The organism is Streptomyces violaceoruber (assembly GCF_033406955.1).
Lineage (GTDB): Bacteria > Actinomycetota > Actinomycetes > Streptomycetales > Streptomycetaceae > Streptomyces > Streptomyces violaceoruber.
Genome location: NZ_CP137734.1, coordinates 8,349,264 through 8,370,658, shown reverse-complemented (window position 1 = coordinate 8,370,658; position 21,395 = coordinate 8,349,264). Strand labels below are relative to the sequence as shown.

18 protein-coding genes and 1 pseudogene are annotated in these 21,395 nt (G+C 70.6%); 10 read left to right on the top strand and 9 right to left on the bottom strand.

From position 1 onward, the window contains the following. Positions 1–54 precede the first annotated feature (54 nt). On the bottom strand, positions 55–723 hold the full coding sequence (locus R2E43_RS37725) for a peptidase E (RefSeq protein WP_030862270.1): 669 nt from the start codon (positions 721–723) through the stop codon (positions 55–57). Between the two features lie 94 nt (positions 724–817). Here R2E43_RS37725 and R2E43_RS37720 point away from each other — a divergent pair, with 94 nt between their 5' ends. Beyond that, complete coding sequence (locus tag R2E43_RS37720; RefSeq protein ID WP_030862273.1) at positions 818–1,438, top strand: NUDIX hydrolase; 621 nt, start codon at positions 818–820, stop codon at positions 1,436–1,438. Positions 1,439–1,484: 46 nt separating this feature from the next. Beyond that, entirely contained in the window at positions 1,485–2,789 is a 1,305-nt protein-coding gene (locus R2E43_RS37715) for an alpha-L-fucosidase (RefSeq protein WP_332057052.1), read from the top strand. A 19-nt stretch (positions 2,790–2,808) separates the two neighbouring features. Here R2E43_RS37715 and R2E43_RS37710 read toward each other — a convergent pair whose 3' ends face one another. Further along, positions 2,809–3,510 carry an NUDIX domain-containing protein gene (locus R2E43_RS37710; RefSeq protein ID WP_030862279.1) on the bottom strand — a complete coding sequence of 234 codons (702 nt, stop codon included), beginning with the start codon at positions 3,508–3,510 and terminating at the stop codon, positions 2,809–2,811. Beyond that, positions 3,507–3,890 carry a hypothetical protein gene (locus R2E43_RS37705; protein ID WP_003978585.1) on the bottom strand — a complete coding sequence of 128 codons (384 nt, stop codon included), beginning with the start codon at positions 3,888–3,890 and terminating at the stop codon, positions 3,507–3,509. Before R2E43_RS37705 ends, R2E43_RS37710 begins: the two co-directional genes overlap by 4 nt. A gap of 48 nt (positions 3,891–3,938) precedes the next feature. Between R2E43_RS37705 and R2E43_RS37700 the strand changes: the two genes are divergently transcribed. After that, entirely contained in the window at positions 3,939–4,697 is a 759-nt protein-coding gene (locus R2E43_RS37700) for a DeoR/GlpR family DNA-binding transcription regulator (RefSeq protein WP_193484236.1), read from the top strand. Positions 4,698–4,988: 291 nt separating this feature from the next. Here the strand turns inward: R2E43_RS37700 and R2E43_RS39065 are convergent, their stop codons facing one another. Further along, positions 4,989–5,402, bottom strand: coding sequence for a hypothetical protein (locus tag R2E43_RS39065; RefSeq protein ID WP_231909091.1), 414 nt, complete (start codon positions 5,400–5,402; stop codon positions 4,989–4,991). 227 nt (positions 5,403–5,629) lie between these two features. Between R2E43_RS39065 and R2E43_RS37690 the strand changes: the two genes are divergently transcribed. Together R2E43_RS37690 and R2E43_RS37685 are read left to right on the top strand one after the other, a co-directional pair. After that, a complete protein-coding gene (locus R2E43_RS37690) occupies positions 5,630–7,672 on the top strand; it encodes an NPCBM/NEW2 domain-containing protein (RefSeq protein ID WP_011026988.1) in 2,043 nt (680 codons plus the stop codon). 147 nt (positions 7,673–7,819) lie between these two features. Beyond that, the gene (locus R2E43_RS37685) at positions 7,820–9,694 is read left to right on the top strand and encodes a Na+/H+ antiporter NhaA (protein ID WP_046247536.1); all 1,875 of its coding nucleotides are present in this window, start codon (positions 7,820–7,822) and stop codon (positions 9,692–9,694) included. Between the two features lie 82 nt (positions 9,695–9,776). Here R2E43_RS37685 and R2E43_RS37680 read toward each other — a convergent pair whose 3' ends face one another. Further along, a complete protein-coding gene (locus R2E43_RS37680; RefSeq protein WP_003978580.1) occupies positions 9,777–10,283 on the bottom strand; it encodes a peptidoglycan-binding domain-containing protein in 507 nt (168 codons plus the stop codon). A gap of 274 nt (positions 10,284–10,557) precedes the next feature. On the opposite strand from R2E43_RS37680, the gene R2E43_RS37675 reads away from it, so the two are divergent. Beyond that, the gene (locus R2E43_RS37675; protein WP_191848967.1) at positions 10,558–11,562 is read left to right on the top strand and encodes an AraC-like ligand-binding domain-containing protein; all 1,005 of its coding nucleotides are present in this window, start codon (positions 10,558–10,560) and stop codon (positions 11,560–11,562) included. On the opposite strand, the pseudogene R2E43_RS37670 reads toward R2E43_RS37675, so the two are convergent. Next, positions 11,459–11,894 (bottom strand): annotated as a pseudogene (locus R2E43_RS37670) (alpha/beta fold hydrolase); the annotation flags it as partial. The gene R2E43_RS37675 and the pseudogene R2E43_RS37670 sit on opposite strands and share 104 nt — an antisense overlap. Before the next feature lie 102 nt (positions 11,895–11,996). After that, positions 11,997–13,025 (bottom strand): LacI family DNA-binding transcriptional regulator, encoded by a 1,029-nt coding sequence (locus R2E43_RS37660; protein WP_319119965.1) that lies wholly within the window; start codon positions 13,023–13,025, stop codon positions 11,997–11,999. 333 nt (positions 13,026–13,358) lie between these two features. Here R2E43_RS37660 and R2E43_RS37655 point away from each other — a divergent pair, with 333 nt between their 5' ends. From R2E43_RS37655 to R2E43_RS37640, 4 genes are all read left to right on the top strand, one after another. Further along, positions 13,359–14,669 carry an extracellular solute-binding protein gene (locus R2E43_RS37655; RefSeq protein WP_106517034.1) on the top strand — a complete coding sequence of 437 codons (1,311 nt, stop codon included), beginning with the start codon at positions 13,359–13,361 and terminating at the stop codon, positions 14,667–14,669. Then, positions 14,666–15,568 carry a carbohydrate ABC transporter permease gene (locus tag R2E43_RS37650; protein ID WP_093455334.1) on the top strand — a complete coding sequence of 301 codons (903 nt, stop codon included), beginning with the start codon at positions 14,666–14,668 and terminating at the stop codon, positions 15,566–15,568. The genes R2E43_RS37655 and R2E43_RS37650 overlap by 4 nt, the downstream gene beginning before the upstream one ends. A gap of 1 nt (position 15,569) precedes the next feature. Beyond that, positions 15,570–16,466: a carbohydrate ABC transporter permease gene (locus tag R2E43_RS37645; RefSeq protein ID WP_093455335.1), complete on the top strand. Its 897-nt coding sequence runs from the start codon at positions 15,570–15,572 to the stop codon at positions 16,464–16,466. 115 nt (positions 16,467–16,581) lie between these two features. Then, a complete protein-coding gene (locus R2E43_RS37640) occupies positions 16,582–18,972 on the top strand; it encodes a beta-xylosidase/alpha-l-arabinosidase (protein ID WP_093455336.1) in 2,391 nt (796 codons plus the stop codon). An 82-nt stretch (positions 18,973–19,054) separates the two neighbouring features. Here the strand turns inward: R2E43_RS37640 and R2E43_RS37635 are convergent, their stop codons facing one another. Then, positions 19,055–19,708: a CatB-related O-acetyltransferase gene (locus R2E43_RS37635; RefSeq protein WP_003978572.1), complete on the bottom strand. Its 654-nt coding sequence runs from the start codon at positions 19,706–19,708 to the stop codon at positions 19,055–19,057. Positions 19,709–19,854: 146 nt separating this feature from the next. Further along, positions 19,855–21,324: an MFS transporter gene (locus tag R2E43_RS37630; RefSeq protein ID WP_193484244.1), complete on the bottom strand. Its 1,470-nt coding sequence runs from the start codon at positions 21,322–21,324 to the stop codon at positions 19,855–19,857. Positions 21,325–21,395: the final 71 nt, after the last annotated feature.

The following is a 21,395-nucleotide window of genomic DNA, read 5'->3' as shown; positions in this document are numbered from 1 at the left end:
CGGTTCCTGCCACGGTGGTGCTTCGGCCGGCGTCAGCGGCTCGCTCGGGCCGGGTCACGGGTGGAAGCGCCACCGGCCTTCGGAAACGACATCCGCCTTGCCGTCCCTGACACGCACCGCCGTCTCGTCGTCGATGAAGTAGATCGGGAAGTCCGCCCGCGCGGTGATCCGGTCGGCCCAGGCGTCGTCCCGCTCGGGGAAGTCGGGCGAGTAGAGGTGGGGCTTGAGGTACCAGTCGAAGAGACCGAACGGCGGCTCCACGCTCGTCGCACCGAGCACGTGGAGGTCCGTGGCGTCCCCGATGACGTCGGCGGAGTGTCCGGTGAGATTGCGGCTGAAGATCATCGACCCGGCGCTGACTCCCACGTAGACACGGCTCTGCAACGCCTCCAGGAAGCCGTCGGCCAGGCCGTTGCCGGTGATGCTGCGCGCGAGGTGATAGTGGTTGCCGCCTTCGACGTAGACGACGTCGGCGTGGAGCAGCCGGTCGAGCACCATCTGCTGGGGCAGGCCGTTCAGCTCAAGGATGTCGAACTCCCGCCAGCCGAGGCCGTGCAGGCGGTTCATGTCCGCGACGACCCACCCGTGGTCCCCGGGGTCCGCGACGGATGCCGTGGGAACGAACACGACGTTCGCCGATCCGAACGGTTTGCCCAGCATGTCCCGCAGCGCATCCCGCAGTGTCTCGTTGCGCAGGCCGCTCGCCGTCAGCAGGAAGTTCATCGGACGAGCCAAGCACGGCTGACGGGCGGCACGCAAACCATCCCCGGGCCCGCACGAACGCGCGGTTGTCAGTGGCCCCTGCCAGGATGCGCCGATGACCTCAAGCGACCACCCGCTCAAGGCGTCCCTCGACGAGCCGCGGGCCCACCTCCTCGATCTGATCGGTGCTGTCGAGCCGTGGGACGACCTGGAGCACACCCATCTGGAATCCGCCAGGCACTGGATCGCCGGCGGCGCCCCTCTCTACCGGGTGCGCAAGCCGGACGTTCCGCCCATGCACCTGGTGAGCTACTTCGCCGTCCTTGACGACACGCGCGGGCAACTCCTGCTCGTGGCGCACCGCAAGGCGGGGCTGTGGCTGCCTGCCGGAGGACACGTCGAGTCGGGTGAGGACCCGTGGGCCGCGGTGGTCCGCGAGTGCCGTGAGGAGCTGGGCATCGAGGCGGTGGCGTCGCCCGTCGCGGGTGAGCTTCCGTTCTTCCTGACCGTCACCGGAACCCGGGGGCAGGGCCCGCACACCGACGTCTCGCTGTGGTACCTCCTCGATGCCGACGCCCACACCGTCACCGATTACGACCGGGGCGAGTTCAGCGCCGTCCGCTGGCTGACGCACGAGCAGGTTCTCGCCGAGTCGGCCGAACTGCTCGACCCCCACATGCACCGCTTCGCTCGGAAGCTGGCGTGGGCGTGGGCGCGGGCGGGTCGGGGCGGGTGAGAATTGCGGCGTCCCCTGCTCGAGAGCGGCGGCTGTTTGTCGGCACGTGTCCACCCCGAGTCCCCGAGGACGATCCACCATGACCATGCAGCCCTGGTTCAACGAGGCGAAACTGGGCATATTCGTGCACTACGGCATCTACTCGGTCGACGGAGTACCCGAGTCCTGGGCCCCTTTCGACCAGGTGGTGCCGCACGAGCAGTACATGCGCCAACTCGACGGCTTCACCGCCGCCGCCTTCGATCCCTCCGCCTGGGCCGGGCTCTTCGCGCGCGCCGGGGCCGGCTACGCCGTGCTGACGGCACGGCACCACGACGGAGTGGCCCTGTGGGACACGCGGTTGAGCGACCTGAGCGTGGTCGGGCGTACCCCCGCGGGACGCGACCTGATTGCCGAGTACGTGAGCGCGATGCGCGACCGGGGCCTCAGGGCCGGTCTGTACTACTCGCACTCCGACTGGAACCATCCGGACTACGCATCGGTACGGCACCCCCGGCCACCGCATCCCGAACTGGTCGACAGCCCCTACGTCTCCCCCGCCCCGGGCGCCGAGGACCCGCGTGCCTGGGAGCGCTACCTCGACTACCGGGACGGCCAGGTGCGCGAGCTGCTCACCCGGTTCGGACCGGATCTGCTCTGGTTCGACGGCGAGTGGGAGCGCTCGGCCGAGCAGTGGCGGATGTCCGAACTGGCGCGGTTGATCCGTGATCTGGCACCCGACACGGTGTGCAACTCCCGGCTGCTCGGCCACGGCGACTATGCCACGCCCGAGCAGGGCCTGCCGATGTCGGCGCCGGAGACCGACTGGGAGTTGTGCCTGACCGTCAACGACTCCTGGGGCTACCGGCCACTGGATGTGAACCACAAATCCGTGGGGCAACTCGTGCGGTACTTCGCGCAGACGATCGGCATGGGAGGAAACCTGCTGCTCAACGTCGGCCCGCGCGCGGACGGCACCATAACTCCGGAACAGGCTCAACGGCTCGAAGGGCTGGGCGACTGGATACGGCGCCACTCGGCGGCCGTCCACGGCACCGTGGGGGGCCTGCCGCCGGGACACCACTACGGTCCGAGCACCCTCTCCCCCGACCGCCGTACGCTCTACCTCGTCTGCTTCGACCCGCCGAGCGAGACCGTCTGCGTCCGCGGCCTGCGCAACGCCGTACGCCGGATCAGCGTCCTGGGCACCGGGAGGGAACTCGCCCACCGGCGCACCGGCGGCCTGCACGACGTCCCCGGAGACCTCTGGATCGAGGCGCCCGCACCGGCGGACCTCGCCCCGCACGGCACCGTCCTCGCCCTCGAACTCGACGGCGAACTGGAGCTGTACACCGGTCGGGGACGTGAGTGAGTCGGGCGCCGCCCGGGCGTCACGTCCCCGCGTTGCCCGCGTCGGCCATGTCCCCCGGATGCGGTGCGAACGGGCCGTGCAGGGCCGCCCACTGCAGGAGAAGGATGGTCTTGCCGTCGGCTATGCGTCCGTCGCGGGTCATGGCGAGCGCTTCGGTGAAGGGCATTTCGAGGACCTCGATGTCCTCGCCCTCCTCTTCGACGCCCCCGCCGGTTCCGGTTCGGTCGGCGGGGGTGTAGGGGGCGGCGAAGAAGTGCAGGCGCTCGGTGACGGAGCCGGGGCTCATGTAGGCGTCGAGGACGTGGGTGAGCGGGCCGAGGGCCACGCCGAGCTCCTCGGCCGCCTCTCGGCGGACGGCGGCGGGCGCATCGTCCGCGTCGAGCAGCCCTGCGGCCGCCTCGACGAGCATCCCGTCCGGGTGGTCGTTGACGTACGCCGGATAGCGGAACTGGCGGGTGAGCAGGACCCGGCCGCGTCCGGTGTCGTAGGGCAGGACGACGGCGCCGTTGCCGCGGTCGTAGGTCTCCCTGGCCTGCGTCTCCCAGCGTCCGTCCCGGCGGCGGTAGTCGAAGGTGGTGCGTCGCAGGACGTGCCAGCCCTGCGAGGTGAGCTCGACGTCGCGGACCACGACGCCGGGGTTCCGGTCGAGCTCGCGTCCCGCTCGGTCGAGGCCGGTCCGGCCGCGGTGGTCCGGGGCGTCCACACCGGGGCGGGCCTTCACCGGTCCGCCTGCCGGTCGAGGGCCGGGATCTGCGCGACGTCGTAGTAGACGGGCAGGCCGCGGCGGCGCGCGTGGGCGACGTCCTGGTCGGCTCCGGTGGAGTGCCCGGGCAGCCGCAGGACGGCGTCGCAGCGGGCCAGGAGGCGCTCCGCGGTCGGGTACAGCACCTGGTCGGCGAGGGGGTCGGTGGGGCCCGCGCCGGCCGAGTGCAGCACGGGCAGGGCGATCCATTCCCCGATGACCGGGAGGTGCCCGGCGGCGAAGACGGGCCACGCGGCCGCTTCGAGGCGTGCGAGGTTGGCGGCCATGGCCCGGGGGTCGCCGTCGGTGCCGGAACGATAGGGGCCGGCGATGAGTATGAGCATGGGCTTGTCGGTCACGGCCGCTACAATACATGCAGAAACGTGCAAGAACAGGAGAGAATGCGGATGCTGGCTGCTGAACGGCGGGACCACCTGCTGGGTCTGCTTGCCCGGCAGGGCAAGATCGTCGCCAAGGATGTCGCCGCCGAGCTGCGGATTTCCGAGGACACCGTGCGGCGCGACCTGCGCGACCTGGCGAGCGAGGGGCTGTGCCAGCGGGTCTACGGCGGGGCGCTTCCCGTTTCGCCCGCCGTGGCGGACTACGGCGCCCGGCGGACCGTGGCCCCGGACGGCAAACGGAAGGTCGCCTCGGCGGCGGCCGGGCTGGTGCGGCCCGGCGGCGTGGTGATCCTCGACGGCGGCACGACCGCGCTGGCCGTCGTCCACGCGCTCCCCGAGGACCTGGACTGCACCGTGATCACTCACAGCCCGACGATTGCCGCCGCCCTGCTCGACCATCCGCGCGCCGAGGTGTTCGTACTCGGTGGCCGTCTGTTCAAGCACTCGGCGATCGCTTGTGGCGCGGCGGCGGTCGAGGCCGCGCAGAACGTCTCCGCCGACCTCTTCCTCCTCGGCGTGACCGGCGTGCACCCCGAGGCGGGCCTCACCACCGGTGACGCCGAGGACGCCGCGATGAAGCGCGCCCTTGCCGCACGCGCAGCGGACACCTACGTCCTCGCCTCGTCCGAGAAGATCGGCACCGCTTCCCGGTACCGCGTCCTGCCCTGGGAAGAGATCAGCGGACTGGTCACGGACACGCCGCCGCACGATCCGGTGATCGAGCAGCTCACGGCAGGCGGCGTCGACGTGCTGGCGGCGGACTGACGGCGCGGCGCCGGGTCGGTCGGTGCCGGGCAGGCGGCCCGGTTCCAGGACCTGGATGGGGTGCGACGCGTTGCGGCCCTCGGGTTCGCGGAAGGCGGAGATGCCGTTCGAGATCGCTTCGAGTCCGGTGAGGGAGGAGCCGCCGTTGGCGAAGGACCGCAGCACGGCAAAGAGGGGGGCGCCGTACAGCCTGCCGTCGCCGGGAGCCCCCAGGGGGACGACGCCGGGAGCGGGAGGGCGGACCGTACGCCCCGGTGCATGCCTGGCCGGCATCCGGAGCTCTGCGCAGGTTCAGGCGATAGTCGCCCTCCAGCAGGACGAGGAGTCTGCCGAGCAGGCGGGCACGGTGGCTGCGGGCCCTGCGGTGCAGGCGGCAGGAGTCTGCCGGGCCGTCACCTGGCGAGGAGGCAAACCACCGAAAGACGACCGCACCAGCTCAGCAGTCCCTCCGAAGAGCGCCACCGTACTCCTGCCCGCTGTCACGAATGCCGGGCGGCTGACGGCATCGGGCCATTTCTTGCGCGCGCCCTGCCGGGTGATGCCCCAGACGGCCCCCAACTGCTCATAGCTCGCGCCGTAGGAGCCGGCGGTCACTGCCGCCCGTTCCGTGAGCCGCTTGACCTCGCCATCCGGCACCTTCCACGCGGCCAGGACGGACAGCGCCACTTCGACCGGACCTGCGTCCCACATGCCGTCGGTGGGCAACCCTGTCTCCCGGGAGCGGATGGCCACAGTTTCCACACCCGCACCGCCTGTCGTCCGCACCAGAGAGACCGGTCTGCGCTTTTGTGGAACACAGTTCGAAACAGCGAGCAGATTCAATCACGACTGCACTCTTTCCATCAGCCCTCAGCGCCTCTACTGTGAGCGCGCGCTGACGGTGCGTGCCCCCGCACGCACCCGCTGCCGACGAGCCGCGGAGGAACATGACAATGCGTCACCTTCCCATGCGTGTACCGCGCGTCATCGGGCGCAGAGCCCTGGGCGCCCTCACCACCGCACTGCTCACCACCGGAGGCCTGGCGGTGAGCGCGCAGGCCGTCCCGGCCGCCGCACCGGACCCGGCTCCGGCGTCGTCCGGCCACGAGCAACTGGCCCTCACCCCGCCGATGGGCTTCAACAACTGGAACTCCACGCACTGCAGGGACGAGTTCAACGAGTCGATGGTCAAGGGCATCGCCGACCTCTTCGTCGAGCGCGGTCTCAAGGACGCCGGCTACGAGTACGTCAACCTTGACGACTGCTGGGCGCTCCCGGAGCGCGACGCCGACGGCCGACTGGTGCCGGACCCCAAACGCTTCCCGAACGGCATCGAGGCCGTCGCCGACTACGTCCACTCCAAGGGCCTGAAGTTCGGCATCTACACCAGCGCCGGCACGAAGACGTGCAGCAGCATCGGCTTCCCCGGCGCGCTGGGTCACGAGTACAGCGATGCCCGGCAGTTCGCCGACTGGGGCGTCGACTACCTCAAGTACGACAACTGCAACAACCAGGGCGTCGACGCGAAGCAGCGATACACCACCATGCGCGACGCGCTCGCGGCGACCGGCCGGCCGATCGTGTACAGCATCTGCGAGTGGGGCGAGAACAAGCCCTGGGAGTGGGCGGGCGACCTGGGCCAGCTCTGGCGCACCACCGGGGACATCAACGACTCCTGGGGCTCGATGTCGTCGATCATGAAGAGCAACCTCGAGCTCGCCGAGTACGCGCGTCCCGGCGGGTGGAACGACCCCGACATGCTGGAGGTCGGCAACGGCGGCATGACGGACACCGAGTACCGTACGCACTTCTCCATGTGGTCGATCATGGCTGCCCCGCTGCTGATCGGCACCGACCTGCGCACGGCGCCCGAGTCGGCGTTCGAGATCCTCACCAACGACGAGGTCATCGCCGTCGACCAGGACCCCCTGGGCAAGCAGGGCGAGGTCGTCTCCTCGGAGGGCGGCCGGTGGGTCGTGTCGAAGGAGCTGGCCGACGGCAGCCGGGCGGTCGCGCTGTTCAACGAGGGGTCGCGGGCCCAGCGGATCGAGACCACCGCGAAGGCCGTCGGTCTGCCGAAGTCGCGCGGCTACACCATGCGGGACCTCTGGAAGCACAGTGACACCAACACGACGGGCCGGATCGCCGCGACGGTGCCCGCGCACGGCACCGTGCTGGTGCGGGTGCACGCCGACAGGAAGTGGGCCCAGTACCCGCCCGCCGTGGACGTGCACGCGGGCGGCGACACGGTGACCGAGGCCGGGCGGACCGTGCGGATCACCTCCGAGGCCACCGACCTGGGCGGCACCGCGGCGCACTCGGTGAGCGTCGCCCTGACCGGCCCCGACGGCTGGCGCGTCACCCCCAGGTCCGCCACGTCGGCCCGGGCCCTGAAGCCGGGCGCGACCCTGGCGACGGACTGGGACGTCGTCGTCCCCGCGGGCACGTCCACAGGCGACCGGATCCTGACGCTCACTGCCAGGCACCGCACGCACTCCGGTTCCTGGCTCACCTCCACGGCACCCTTCACCGTGCGCGTCGGCGTCCCCCTGCCCGCGGGTGAGTCCGCACTGTCGGACGCCGATCCGCTGAGCGCCACCAACGGCTGGGGCCCCGTCGAACGGGACCAGAGCGTGGGCGAGCGCGGCGCCGGCGACGGCAACCCGATCACCATCGGCGGCACGACCTTCGCCAAGGGACTCGGCGTCCACGCGTCCAGCAGCGTCGAGTACTACCTCGGCGGCACGTGCGGCAAGGTGACCGCGCAGGTCGGCGTCGACGACGAGTCGGGCGACAAGGGCACCGTGGCCTTCGAGGTCTGGGCCGACGAGACCCGGGCCGCGTCGACGGGCACGCTGACCAACGCCGATCCCGCCCGCGCGGTCTCCGCCGACGTCTCCGGCGCGGACATCGTCCGACTGGTGGTCACGGACGCCGGAGACGGCAGCGGATACGACCACGCGGACTGGGCGGACCTGCGGGTCACCTGCACCTGAGTCACCTGGCGCGCCGCTCCGGTCGCCCTCGCCCCGAGCCGGAAGTCGCACGGTCGGACCGTTCCGGTTGGTGCCACTCAGCGGTCTTCCGTGTCAGGTGGGAGAGGGCTCCGGGCGAATGGGGCCCGAGCAGTGATAATCGGCGTCGTGAGTGGTCAGGAGCCCGAGGAGGCGACGCCGAGCCTCTCTGCTCGGAGCACGGTGCGATGGCGGACCTTCGTGCGGACCGAGACGAGCAGCGCGGTGTTCCTGCTTGCCGCGGTCGCTGCCGCCCTGGTCTGGGCCAACGTGGGTCCGCACTCCTACGAGGCGGTGTGGCAGGCCAGGTTCACCGTGGGATTCGACACGCGCCGCCTCTCGCTCACCGTGCACGAGTGGATCAACTCGGGGCTGATGAGCCTCTTCTTCTTCGTGGTGGGCCTGGAGGCGCGGCGGGACTTCGACATGGGAGAGCTGCGCGACCGCCGCTGGCTGCTGCTCAGCGCGATCGCCGGTCTGGGCAGCATGATCGTCCCGGCCCTGATCTTCGTCCTCGTCAACGCGGGGCGGGAGTCGGTGCACGGCTGGGGCACCGCCATGTCCACCGACACCGCGTTCGCGCTGGGCGTCCTGGCGGTGTTCGGGTCTCGGCTGCCCGCGTCGTTGCGCGCGTTCCTGCTGTCGGTCTCCGTCGTCGACGATCTGGTCGCACTGCTGGTGATCGCCGTCTTCTACAGCGACGAGATCCGGCTGCCCGCCCTGCTGGTCGCCGTCTGCGCGCTGCTGGCGATCGCCCTGCTGCGCCTGGCCGGCGTGCGCGGAGCCCTGTACTGCGCGGTGCTGTCGGTGGTGGTGTGGGTGGCGCTGCACGAGGCCGGGGTCGACCCGGTCGTCGCGGGTCTGGCCGTGGGCGTCCTGGTGGCGGCCTACCCCGCGCCCCGCGGCGATCTGGAGCAGGCGAGCCGGCTGTTCCGGCTCTTTCGCGAGCAGCCGACGCCCGAGCTGCACCGCAGCGCCGTCCAGGGGCTGGATGCGGCGATCTCGCCGAACGAGCGGCTGGAGCAGCGGTTCCTGCCGTGGGTGAGTTTCGGCATCGTCCCGCTGTTCGCCCTGGCCAACGCCGGTATCGAACTCTCCGGCCCGGCCCTCGCCGACGCCTTCACCTCGCCCGTCACCCTGGGCATCGTCCTCGGCTGCGTGGTGGGCAAGGTGATCGGCACGGTCGGGTCGATGGCGGCCGCCCGCCTGCTGTCGGGTGGGCGGCTGCGGCCGAACGTGGGCTGGGGGTCGGTGACCGTCGGCGGCGCGATCGCCGGGTCGGCGTTCACCGTGTCGTTGCTCATCGCGTCCCTGGCGTTCGACGGCGCGGAACTCGAAGAGGCGCGGATCGGCATCCTGGTCACGCTGGTCGGCGCGTTCCTGACCAGTTGGGCGGTGACCGCGGTGATCGGCCTGCTGCCGGAGCGACGCAGGGCGCGGGCGCTGCTGGGCGACGTCGACCCACTGACGGACCTGGCCGTGCCCGTCGACAGGCGGCACGACCGCATCCGCGGGCCCGAGAGCGCGGTGGTGACGGTGGTGGAGTACGGGGACTTCGAATGTCCGTACTGTGGACAGGCCGAACCCGTGGTGCGGGACCTCCTCGGCCAGGAGAGCGACGTCCGGTATGTGTGGCGGCACTTGCCGCTGAGGGACGTTCATCCCAGGGCCCAGCTGGCCGCGGAGGCGTCCGAGGCCGCTGCCCGGCAGGGCCGCTTCTGGGAGATGCACGACCTGCTGCTGGAACGGCAGAACGCCCTCGCCGCGCCGGACCTGCTGCGCTACGCCGGTGAGCTCGGTCTGGACGTCGAGCGGTTCCGGCAGGACCTCAGGGACCATCTCGGTGCCCGGCGGGTGGCGGAGGACGTCGACTCGGCGGATCTGAGCAGGGTGTCCGGGACGCCCACGTTCTTCATCAACGGACGCCGCCATCACGGCGCCTATGACATCGCCGCGCTCACACGGGCGGTGGAGCTGGCGCGGCAGCGTGCGCTGACCGGGTGACGGTGCGGGCCGGGTGGGTCGGCCCGGGACGTCGGACGCCGGCCTCAGGAACAGAGGCCGGCGTCGGCAGACGTCGTGGTGACTAGAAAGGAGGGTTGAGGCAGGAGATGTACGTGCCGCCCGCGGTATACAGCGGCCACCGCATCTGTTCACGGGTCGCCGGCCCGTAGTCGCCGTCGGCGCTCACGCCGAGCCGGTTGGCCTGCAGCCACCGGACGGCGTCTTCCGTGCCGGTTCCGTAGGACCCGTCCGCCCCGCCGGTGTCGATGATCCGCCTGGCGGCGTAGGTGCCGTCGTAGCACGAAACGATGGCTCTCTGCAGTGCCGTAACAGCGTTGTCACTGCCCGTCCCGTACTCCATGTAGCAGCTCAGGCCGTTGCCGGTACGGGCGGGGATCTTGTAGTGGTTGCCGGGGACGCCGCCGCTTCCCAGCCCATCCGTGCGCTTCACCGTCGTGTTGCACGGGCCGTAGGCGGCATGGGCGGGCGCGGTCATCATCGGGCTGGCCGTCAGGCCGGCGGCGAAGAGGAGAGCCAAAGCCCCCAACAATCCGGTCCGCGTGCGGAGCGTCGTCGGTACTCGTTGCACGATGCAGTCCTCCCGTTCGGTGATGGCGTCTCGGTGACGGCCTCGTCCATGGACCTTAGATTCACCGTGAGCCTCGGACTTTGTCGTCCGTGCGGGGGAATGTGTCAGTGGCGCACCGTCACTCGCTGACGCCGTGTCGGGCCGTTGCGCAGCGAGATCGAGTCCTGACAAGCTGACGGCGGGAACTGTCCTTGTCGGGGAGGGCGCTGGTGAAGGAACGGGCCGAGTCACGGTCGGGCCGGTTGTACGAGCGGCGCAGACGAAGGTCCGGCTCATGAGCCCGGTTCTGGACACGGCGTTCATACCGCCGCGCGACCGCGAGGAAGTGGTCCGTAACGCCGTGTGGGAATCCGTGGTGGCGGTCGACATCGATCACCGTCCTCCCGCTGAGGACCTGTCCGTTCGTATCGGCCTCGGCACGGTCGGACCTCTCAGAATCTGTTCGGCACGGGCGACCGCGGTCACGATCCGTCGCACGGAACGCCTGGCCCGGGAGGACGAGGAGCCCGCCGTCTTCCTCGGTCTGCAGGTGACCGGCACCAGCCTCGTGGCGCAGAACGGACGCGAGTGTGTACTGGGACCGGGGCAATTCGCCGTCTACGAATCGATCGCTCCCTACACGCTTCTCTTCGACGAGGGAGTCGACCACCACTTCCTGCGCTTCCCCCGCTCGGCACTCGCCCTCCCCGACCGGCTCCTGCGAGACACCAGCTCGGTCACCCTGGGGCCCGGCAACCCCACGGCGCGTCTCGCCTTCACCTACTTCTCCCAACTGGCCGCCAGCGACGAGTTGCACCGGGGTGTGCACGCCGACGCCGTCGTGGAGCCCAGCGTCGAACTCCTCCGCGCCGTCCTGACGACCCAGCACGGCGACCCGGGCCTCGCCAAGGGCCCGTTGGAATCAACGCTCGGCCTGCGGATCACCCAGTACATCCGGGCACACCTGGCCGACCCCGACCTGTCGGCGGCCCGGATCGCCGCCGCCCACGACATCTCCGTGCGTCATCTCTACACAGTGCTGTCCGGGTTGGGCATCAGCCTCGGAGACTGGATCCGTTCACACCGCTTGGCGGAGTGCAGGCGAGAGCTGTCGGGGCCGAACAGCCGGCTGCGGACCATCGCAGCGATAGGACGAAGGTGGGGCTTCGTGAACGCGACCCACTTCAGCAAGGTGTTCAAACAGGCGTACGGGCTCTCGCCTCGGGCCTGGCGCGACCAGAACCGCTCCCACCCCTCCGGGGGAAGGACACAGTCACCGCAGTCGGACGCTCGCCGCTAGTCGTGCTCGGTGCGAGTGAGGAAAAGTCCCGGACGTCTTCCGCGAGGAGCTCCGGCACTTCCATCGCGGCTAAGTGGCCGCCGCGCTCGAACTCCGACCAGCGCCTGTGCGGTCTGCGGGGTGCGGGCCTGCAAGGCCTGGTAGGGCGGGCGATTCGCCATCAGCTGCCGGGTCTTGTCCAGTCGGGCGCTGTCCGTTTCGGACAGTTCGATGCCGGCATCCGGGACTGGCCGGGTCGGCAGGCAGGTGACGTGCACCCCGACGACGTGCTCGGGTGCCACCGCGCCGAGCGCCGCGGAGATGCCCGCGCCGAAATCGCCGCCCTGCGCCCCGGCCGAAGCCGGCGCCGCCAGCCAGGCCGGGCTCGGCCGCCGCACCGGCGTCTACCGCAGCGACATGGTCGCCGTCCTCAATGAGCTGGCCGATGTCCGCGGTCACCCGCGCTCCAAGGACTCTTCGGGTGGCGGCGCCGTCGAGGCGCGTACCACGAGTTCGGTGGCGAGCTCGATGTGGTGGGACTCGACCTTCTCGCCGTTGGCGAGTCGGAGCGCGGTACGCAGGGCGGCGCCGCCCATCTCCCGCAGCGGCTGGCGCACGGTGGTGAGGGGCGGTGAGGCCATCCGGGCGAGGCTCGTGTCGTCGAAACCGACCACGCTCAGGTCTTCCGGGACGCGCAGGCCCCGGCCCCGGGCGGTCTCGACGACCCCGACGGCGATCTCGTCGTTGCCCGCGAAGATCGCCGTCGGTGGCTCGTCCAGGCCCAACAGCGCCGTGGCTCCGAGCAGTCCCGACTCGTAGGTGAACTCTCCCGGCCGGGCGTAGGCCTCGGGCACCCGGGCCCCTTCCGCCTCCATGGCGGCGCGGTAGCCGTGCATGCGTGCCTGGTTGCACACGGCCATGGCGGGTCCGCCGAGATAGGCGACCCGGCGGTGCCCCAGGGAGAGCAGGTGCTGCGTCGCGGCCAGACCGCCGGCGAAGTTGGTGGCCCCGACGCTGTTCACCCGGCTGTCCGGCAGGTGCAGGGGATCCAGCACGACCAGCGGCAGCCCGGACCGGGCCAGTTCGTTCAGGTGCGCCGAGGTGTACACGCTGGTGACCGCGATGACGGCACGACGTCCGGCGGAGACCAGGTCCCGGGCCCAGTGCGGGGCGCGGGACGCCTTGCTGATCACCACCGAAGCCCCCAGTTCGGAGGCGGAGTCGATGATCCCTTCCAGGGTTTCGGCGACGTACGACTTCAGGCTGCCCTGGAACTGCACCTCGATGGTCGGGCTTTCGACGGGCCCGCCGTGCCGGAACACCGGGGCGAGGTAGTCGTGGTCGTGCAGCAGCTCCTGCACCCGGGCGCGGGTCCGCGGCGCCACGTCACCGCGGCCGTTCACCACTTTGGACACGGTCGCCACGGAGACCCCGGCCGCTTGGGCGATGTCCGCCAAAGTGGTGCGTCTCGCGCTCGGTCGCATCGGTCCCCTCCCGTATACGTCCACCGGTGTGGTGAGTCGCCGTCGGGCCGGCGACGCGGGTGGAACCGGTCAACAGTACGGCACCCCCGCCACGAGCCCCGACCGGCCACGACGGCACCCGAGCGGGGATCACCGCCTGGCCTGCCTACCCTCAGTCAAGCATTTTCGAAACAATTTCGAGTCTCACGAGAACCTATCGGGCGTTGTCACTGGCCTTGACATGCCGTCAGCCCGAAACCTAACTTGCACGAACAGAGCTCGGAGAAGGCTGTTTCGAAAATCTTTCACCACGACTCACGAGAAGCCGGCGGCTCTCGAGTGCGGAGAAAAGACATGGCGCTCTCCCGACGTACCCTCCTCGGCCTGGCCGCCACTGTGCCGGTCTCCGCGGCACTGGCGGCCTGCGGTTCGTCCGGCCCCGGCAAGAGCGATGGCGGGGCCACGTACTGGTATCTGAACGGCCAGCCGCAGGAAGGCGTCCGAGCCGGCGCGGTGGACGCGTTCAACAAGGCCCGCCCCGACGACCGGATCGACGACACGACGTTCCAGAACGACGCCTACAAGACGAAGATCAAGACGGCCATCGGTGCCGGTCGGGCGCCCACCATCATCTGGGGCTGGGGCGGCGGGACCCTGCGCACCTACGCGGAAGCGGGCCAGGTCGAAGACCTCACGTCGTGGTTCGACGAGCACGCCGAGGTCAAGAAGGGGCTGTTCCCCTCGTCGTTCGGCGCGGCGACCGTCGACGGCAAGATCTACGCAATGCCGTGCGAGACCGTGCAGCCGATCATCCTCTACTACAACAAGAAGGTCTTCGACCAGGTCGGCGTAGAGCCGCCGGAGTCCTGGGACGACCTCATGGCGCTGGTGCCCAGGTTCAACGCCAAGGGCATAGCGCCGCTCTCCCTCGGCGGCCAGTCCCGGTGGACGAACATGATGTGGCTGGAGTTCCTGTTCGACCGCATCGGCGGTCCCGAGGTCTTCCAGGCCGTCATCGAGGGCGAGAAGGACGCCTGGTCCCATCCCGACGCCATCACCGCGCTGACCAAGGTGCAGGAGTTGGTCAGGGCCGACGGGTTCATCAAGGGCTTCTCCTCCATCACCGCGGACTCCAACGCCGACCAGGCGCTGCTGTACACCGGCAGGGCCGCGATGATGCTGCACGGTGCGTGGTCGTACGGCATCCAGCAGGCCGACGGCGGAGACTTCGTCTCCAGCGGCGGACTGGGCTACATGAACTTCCCGCCCGTCGACGGCGGAAAGGGTGATCCGAGCAACGCGGTCGGCAATCCCGCCCAGTACCTGTCCATCTCCTCGAAGGCCACCGACGAGGAGAAGAAGATCGCCAAGGACTTCTTCGCCACCGGTGTCCTCCAGGACGCCGAGGTGAAGGCGTGGATCGACAACGGGTCGGTCCCCGTGCGGCTGGGCACGGAGAAGCTGCTGGCCGCCTCCAAGAGCGCCGACTTCCTCCAGGTCAACTACGGTATCGCCAGCGAGGCCAGGACGTTTGTGCAGTCCTGGGACCAGGCCCTCAGTCCGACGGCCGCCGAGACCCTGCTGGACAGCATCGTCAAGCTGTTCCAACTGTCCATCTCGCCCGAGCAGTTCGCCGGCAACCTCAACGCGGTCATCGGCACATGAGCTCGCTCACGGGCCGTCCACCAGGTCGCCGACAGCGCAGCATCCTGCCCTGGCTGGCGACACCGGCGCTGGTGCTCTTCGTCGGCTTCGCCGTGATCCCGCTCGTCGGTGTCTTCGCGCTGAGCTTCACCACCTGGGACGGGATCGGCGCCATCCACCCGTCGGGGCTGGCCAGTTGGCGTGCCGTGCTCACCGACCCCCGGCTGCCGCACGCCCTCTGGGTGACCTTCATGGTGATGGCGGTGTCGTGGGCCGTCCAGACACCGCTGAGTATTCTGCTCGGCACGTTCCTCGCCGGCCGCCAACGCTACCGCGCGGTGCTGGGCGTGGTGTACTTCGTCCCTCTGATGCTCAGCTCCGCGGCGATCGCGATCGCGTACAAGGCCTTGCTGGACCCCAACTTCGGACTTGGCGCCGGGCTGAAGCTCCCCCTGCTCAGCCAGGACTGGCTGGGGCGGCCGGGACTCGCCTTCGGAGTCGTCGTCTTCGTCGTCTCCTGGCAGTTCGTGCCGTTCCACTCCCTGATCTACCAGGGCGGTGTCCAGCAGATACCCAAGTCTCTGTACGAGGCGGCCCAGGTGGACGGGGCCGGACGGATCCGGCAGTTCTTCAGCATCACGCTGCCCCAGCTGAAGTACACCGTCATCACCTCGTCCACGCTGATGGTGGTCGGGTCGCTGACCTTCTTCGATCTCATCTTCGTCCTGACCGAGGGCGGTCCCGGGGACGCCACCCGGGTCCTGGCCCTGGACATGTACAAGCGGGGGTTCCAGGCAAGTCTCATGGGACCGGCCAGCGTCATCGCGGTCATCCTGGTCCTGGTGGGGCTGGCCCTCGCCCTGCTGCTGCGCCGGCTCGGCGGCCGGGACGCCGGCGCGAGCCAGCTAGAGGGGGCCTGAAGTGACCACCACACTGCCCGAGGCACGACGCCCTCCCGGGACCTCTCCCCGCGACCGGCAACGCCGCTCCTCCCGGCCGGCCCGCCGTCGCAACTGGGTGGGCGGGCTGGCCGGATGGCTCTGGCTCGTCGTCGTCGCCGTACCTCTGTACTGGACGCTCATCACCAGCCTCAAGGCCCAGAGCCACTACTACGCGAGCAACCCGCTGGTGCCCCCGGGCGACCCGACACTGGACAACTACCGGCTGGTCGTCGAGTCCGACTTCCTCCGCTACTTCCTGAACAGCGTCGTGGTCACCGCGGGCGCCGTGGTGCCGGCGGTCGTCTGCTCCTTCATGGCGGCCTACGCGATCGTCCGTGGCCGCCACCTGCGGGTGCTGCGCGCGATGAACGGGCTCTTCCTCATGGGTCTGGCCATCCCGCTGCAGGCGACGGTCATCCCGGTCTACCTGATCATCATCAAACTGCAGCTGTACGACAGCTTGCCGGCGCTGATCCTCCCGTCCATCGCGTTTGCCGTCCCGCTCTCGGTGCTGGTACTCGCCAATTTCGTCCGCGACGTGCCCAAGGAACTGTTCGACTCGATGAGGGTCGACGGCGCCACCGAATGGACGACGATGTGGCGGCTGGCGGCGCCGCTCACCCGACCGGCCATCCTGACCGTGACCATCTTCAACGCCCTGACCATATGGAACGGGTTCCTGCTGCCGTTGGTGCTCACCCAGAGTCCGGAGCGCCGGACCCTGCCGCTCGCGCTGTGGACCTTCCAGGGCCAGTACGGGGTCAACGTCCCCGCCGTACTCGCCGCTGTCGTCCTCACCACACTGCCCGTCCTGATCCTCTACGCGTTCGGCCGCCGCCAACTGCTGAGCGGTCTGACCGCCGGGTTCAGCCGTTGACCGACACCGATGCCGACCGGCGACCCGGACGCGCCCCGTCCCGCGTCGAATCCTGCACGTCCACCTGTTCGCCCGTCGCGCCCCGGTCGGGGGCCCGCGGGCCGTGGGAGGGAAAGTGAACGCCGACGTGACCGTAGACCACACCGCCGAAGTCTCCCCCTGGAACGACACCACTGCTTCCGTCGCCGCGAGAGTCGACGCCCTGATCGACGCGATGACCCTGCGGGAGAAGACCGCCCAGCTGTACGGAGTCTGGGTGGGCGCCTCCGACGAGGGCGGTGAAGTGGCGCCCCACCAGCACGACATGGAGGAGGCCGTCGATCTCGACGCGCTCCTGCCCACCGGACTGGGCCAGCTGACCCGGCCCTTCGGCACCGTCCCGGTCGACCCCGCCCTGGGTGCGCTCTCCCTGGCCCGCACCCAGGCCCGGATCGCCGCCACGAACCGGTTCGGCATCCCCGCTCTCGCGCACGACGAGTGTCTGGCCGGCTTCGCCGCCTGGGGTGCGACGGCCTACCCCGTCCCGCTGTCCTGGGGTGCCACCTTCGACCCCGACACGGTGGGGCGCATGGCCTCGGCCATCGGGCGGGACATGCGTGCCGTCGGCGTTCACCAGGGGCTCGCGCCCGTCCTGGACGTGGTCCGCGACGCCCGCTGGGGCCGGGTCGAGGAGACCATCGGCGAGGACCCGTACCTCGTCGGCACCATCGGCACCGCGTACGTGCGGGGTCTCGAGTCGGCCGGGATCGTCGCCACCCTCAAGCACTTCGTCGGGTACTCGGCCTCTCGCGCCGGACGCAACCTCGCTCCCTCCTCCATGGGCCCGCGGGAGCGCGCCGACGTCCTGCTGCCCCCCTTCGAGATGGCGATCCGTGAAGGCGGCGCACGGTCGGTGATGAACGCCTACACCGACACCGACGGCGTCCCCTCCGCGGCCGACGAAGAACTGCTCACCGGGCTGCTGCGCGACACGTGGGGCTTCGACGGCACCGTCGTCGCCGACTACTTCGCCATCGCCTTCCTCAAGACCCTGCACGGTGTGGCGGCCGAGTGGGCCGACGCCGCCGGTCTGGCGCTGCGGGCGGGCGTCGACGTCGAACTGCCCGGCGTCAAGACATACGGCGCGCCCCTGGCGGAGGCCGTCGCCGACGGCCGTGTCCCGGAGACGTTGGTCGACCGGGCCCTTCGCCGGACACTCACCCAGAAGGCGCGGCTCGGCCTGCTCGATCCGGACTGGAACCCCCTGCCGGCCGCGCTCGAAGGGGCAGACCTCGACGATCCGGCGGCCCTGCGCGGCCGGATCGGCCTGGACAGTCCGGCGAACCGCGCACTGGCCCGCACGGTGGCCGAGGAAGCCGTCGTGCTGTTGAGCAACGACGGCACGCTGCCGCTCGCGAGGCCGCGCCGCATCGCCCTGCTCGGCCCCAACGCCGACGAGGCCGTCGCCGTACTGGGCTGCTATTCCTTTCCCCAGCACATCGGCGTCCGGTACCCCGGGACCCCGCACGGCATCGAGCTGCCCACGCTGCGGGTGGCGCTCGCCGCCGAGTTCCCCGACGCTCGGATCACGGTCGCCCGCGGCACCGGCGTCGACGACGGGGATCTCACCGGCCTCCCCGAGGCCGTCCGGGTGGCACGCGAGGCCGACATCGCTCTGGTGGTGCTCGGCGACCGCGCCGGGCTCTTCGGGCGGGGCACCAGTGGGGAAGGCTGCGACGTCGAGACGCTGGCACTGCCCGGGGCACAGCAGCGGTTGCTCGACGCCCTGCTGGACCTGGGGACGCCCTTGGTCACCGTGCTGCTCGCGGGACGACCGTACTCCCTCGGCCGTGCCGTCGAGGAGTCCGCGGCGATCGTGCAGTCCTTCTTTCCCGGTGAGGAAGGCACCCACGCGATCGCCGGTGTGCTCAGCGGCCGCGTCAACCCGTCCGGGCGGCTCCCGGTGGGGGTGCCGCGCGGGCCGGGGTCCCAGCCGGCCACCTACCTCGGAGCGAAGCTCGCCCACGCCGGCGAGGTGTCCAGCATCGACCCGACACCCGCGTTCCCCTTCGGTCACGGCCTGTCCTATACCCGGTTCGACTGGACGGACCTGAGCGTGGACCTCCAGGAGGCACCGACGGACGGCGAGTTCACCCTCACCTTCACCGTCCGCAACACCGGCGGGCGGTCCGGGACCGAGGTCGTCCAGCTCTATCTGCACGACCCGGTCGCCTCCGTCGTCCAGCCGGTGCAGCGGCTCGTCGGCTACGCCCGGGTCGACCTGGAGCCCGGTGAGGCCCGGCGGCTGCGTGTCACCGTCCCGGCCGATCTCGCCTCGTTCACCGGACGCGACGGACGGCGTGTGGTCGAACCGGGCGCGCTGGAGCTGAGGCTGGCCGCCTCCAGCGCGGACCCACGGCTGACCGCGAGGGTCGCACTGACCGGAGTCGAACGGCATCTGGACCACACGCGGCGCCTGCGCTCCGTGGTCGAGCAGGAGCCGGCTGCCCGTGCCCGAGCCGAGTGAGCCGGGACGTTCCGGCGGTCGCGGCGCCGGGGCCGTGCCGCACGTGGTCGAGGTGCCGACCGGCCATCGGCTCACACGTGGTTCAAGGGGCCGTCCGTCCCAGCCCGGTGGCGATGCGCGCGATGTCCGCCGGGGTTCCGGCCATGATGGTGCGCGCGTGTTCGGTGACCAGGTCGGCGGGCCAGTCCCACCAGGCCGCGCGCCGCAGCCGCTCGATGTCGGCGGCGTCGTAGCGCTGCCTGATCGGTCTGGCCGGGTTGCCGCCGACGATCGTGTAGGGCGGAACGTCGGCGGTCACCACGGCGCCGGCCGCGATGATGGCGCCGTCGCCGATCCGTACGCCCGGCATGACGGTCGCCCGGTAACCGAACCAGACGTCGTTTCCGACGACGGTGTCGCCGCGGCTGGGCATGGCGGTGACGATGTCCAGCGTCTGCTCGGCCCACCGGCCGCCGAACATGGTGAACGGGTACGTCGACACCCCCATCGTCGGGTGCTCGGCACCGGCCATCAGGAAGGTGGTGCCGGTGGCGATCGCGCAGTACTTGCCGATGGTGAGGCGCTCCGGCCCGTAGGCGTAGAGGACGTTGCGGTGCTCGAAGTCCGTGGCGCCGTCGGGGTCGTCGTAGTAGGTGTACTCGCCCACGGTGATGTTCGGAGAGGTGACCAGCGGGTTGAGGAACACCACGCGCTCGTGGGCGGGCAGCGGGTGCAGGGTGGTCGGGTCAGGGGACAAGGCCGGGGTCCTTTGCGTGGTTGCGGGGCGGTGTGCACCGCCCCGGGCGGGAGGTCGCGGGGTCGGGGCCGGATGACCCTGGCCCGGTGGGGTTGCAGGCGTTCTCCGGATGGGGCGCGTCCTGCCGGTCGAGGCGATTGTCGTGGTCAACGGCTGTGCGTGGAGGCCCCGTTCGGGGAGGTGACCGGGGTGGCGCCGGGGGCGGGTGCGGGGGACGTGGCGTCCTTGGCGGGCCTGGACCTCGTCAGCCACAGGCCGGTGAACACGGCGGCGGCCGCGGTGATGGTGCCGGCCACGAGGAAGGCGCTGTTGAGGCCGGTCTCGAAGGAGGTGCCGTCCGACTGCCGGGTGCGGACGACGGCTCCGAGCACCGCGACGCCGAGCACCGCGCCGATCTGCCGGGTGGTGCTGCTGATGCCGGACGCGAGGCCGCCTTCGTGCGGGCTGACCGCTTGGATGGCGGCGCCGGTCAGCGGGGACATGGCCAGGGCGAAGCCGGCGCCGGCGAGGCCCAGCCGCCACCACACGTTTCCGTAGCCGGTGTCGGCGTGCACCGTGCCGAGCGCCAGCAGTCCCAGGGCGGCCAGGGCGAGGCCGGCGGTGACCACGATGCGGAAGCCGTACCGGGCGGCGAGCCGGCCCGCGTACGGGCTGACGACCACCATGGCCACGGACATCGGCAGGGTCTGCAGGCCGGCGCGCAGGACCGAGCTGCCCTGGACGTACACGAAGAACTGGGAGAAGAAGAACGACGAACCCATGAGCGCGAACCCCACCACGACCATGGCGGTGTTGGACACGGTGAACAGGCGCTGCCGCAACAGCCGCAGCGGCAGCATCGGAGCGTCGCGGCGGGCTTCGACGGCGACGAAGGCGGCGAGGAGGATCACCGCGGTGGCGAAGCTGCCGAGGATGACCGGGGAGGTCCAGCCGCGGGCACCTCCCTCGATCAGCCCGTAGGTCAGCACCCCCACGGCCAGCACGGACAGCACCGTGCCCGGGACGTCGATCGCGGGCGCGCCGGGGTTGCGGGACTCGCCGAGGTGGCGCAGGCCGACCAGCAGCAGAACCACGCCGATGGGCAGGTTCACGAGGAAGATGGCGGGCCAGCCGAAGGCGTCCGTCAGTACGCCCCCGGCGACGGGGCCCGCGGCCAGACCGATTCCACTGATTCCGGCCCACAGCCCGATCGCCCGGACCCGTTCCTGCGGCACGGGGTGGGCGGCGGCGAGCAGGGCCAGCGAGGCCGGGCTCAGCGCCGCGGCCCCGATGCCCTGCAGCATCCGGCCGACGACCAGCCAGCCCAGTGAGGGCGCGAGGCTGCACAGCAACGACGCGACGGTGAACACGGCCACACCGCTCAGGTACACCCGCTTGCGGCCGAACCGGTCGGCGAAGACCCCGCCGGACAGCAGCAGCATGGCGACCAGCAGTACGTAGGCGTCCACGATCCATTGCAGTCCGGTCAGCTGCGTGTGCAGGCCCTCCCGCATATCGGGCAGTGCCGCTCCGACGATCGTGTTGTCGAGCAGCACCATGAACTGCCCCAGGCAGGTCACCGTGAGCAGCACGGCCCGGTCCGGCCGACTGCCTACGGTCGCATGCGGTGCGGCCATGGGATCCCCCTCCGTCGTTGGCTGCGCCCGGCCATCCGAGCGCTCCTAAAGCAGTCTGTGACTGCGTTAGG

Coding starts and splice junctions, on each gene's coding strand:
- R2E43_RS37630 (WP_193484244.1), bottom strand. CDS start 21,324: ATGGCCGCACCGCATGCGACCGTAGGCAGTCGGCCGGACCGGGCCGTG.
- R2E43_RS37700 (WP_193484236.1), top strand. CDS start 3,939: ATGCTGGCTGCTGAACGGCGGGACCACCTGCTGGGTCTGCTTGCCCGG.
- R2E43_RS37690 (WP_011026988.1), top strand. CDS start 5,630: ATGCGTCACCTTCCCATGCGTGTACCGCGCGTCATCGGGCGCAGAGCC.
- R2E43_RS37660 (WP_319119965.1), bottom strand. CDS start 13,025: ATGCGACCGAGCGCGAGACGCACCACTTTGGCGGACATCGCCCAAGCG.
- R2E43_RS37675 (WP_191848967.1), top strand. CDS start 10,558: ATGAGCCCGGTTCTGGACACGGCGTTCATACCGCCGCGCGACCGCGAG.
- R2E43_RS37650 (WP_093455334.1), top strand. CDS start 14,666: ATGAGCTCGCTCACGGGCCGTCCACCAGGTCGCCGACAGCGCAGCATC.
- R2E43_RS37655 (WP_106517034.1), top strand. CDS start 13,359: ATGGCGCTCTCCCGACGTACCCTCCTCGGCCTGGCCGCCACTGTGCCG.
- R2E43_RS37725 (WP_030862270.1), bottom strand. CDS start 723: ATGAACTTCCTGCTGACGGCGAGCGGCCTGCGCAACGAGACACTGCGG.
- R2E43_RS37720 (WP_030862273.1), top strand. CDS start 818: ATGACCTCAAGCGACCACCCGCTCAAGGCGTCCCTCGACGAGCCGCGG.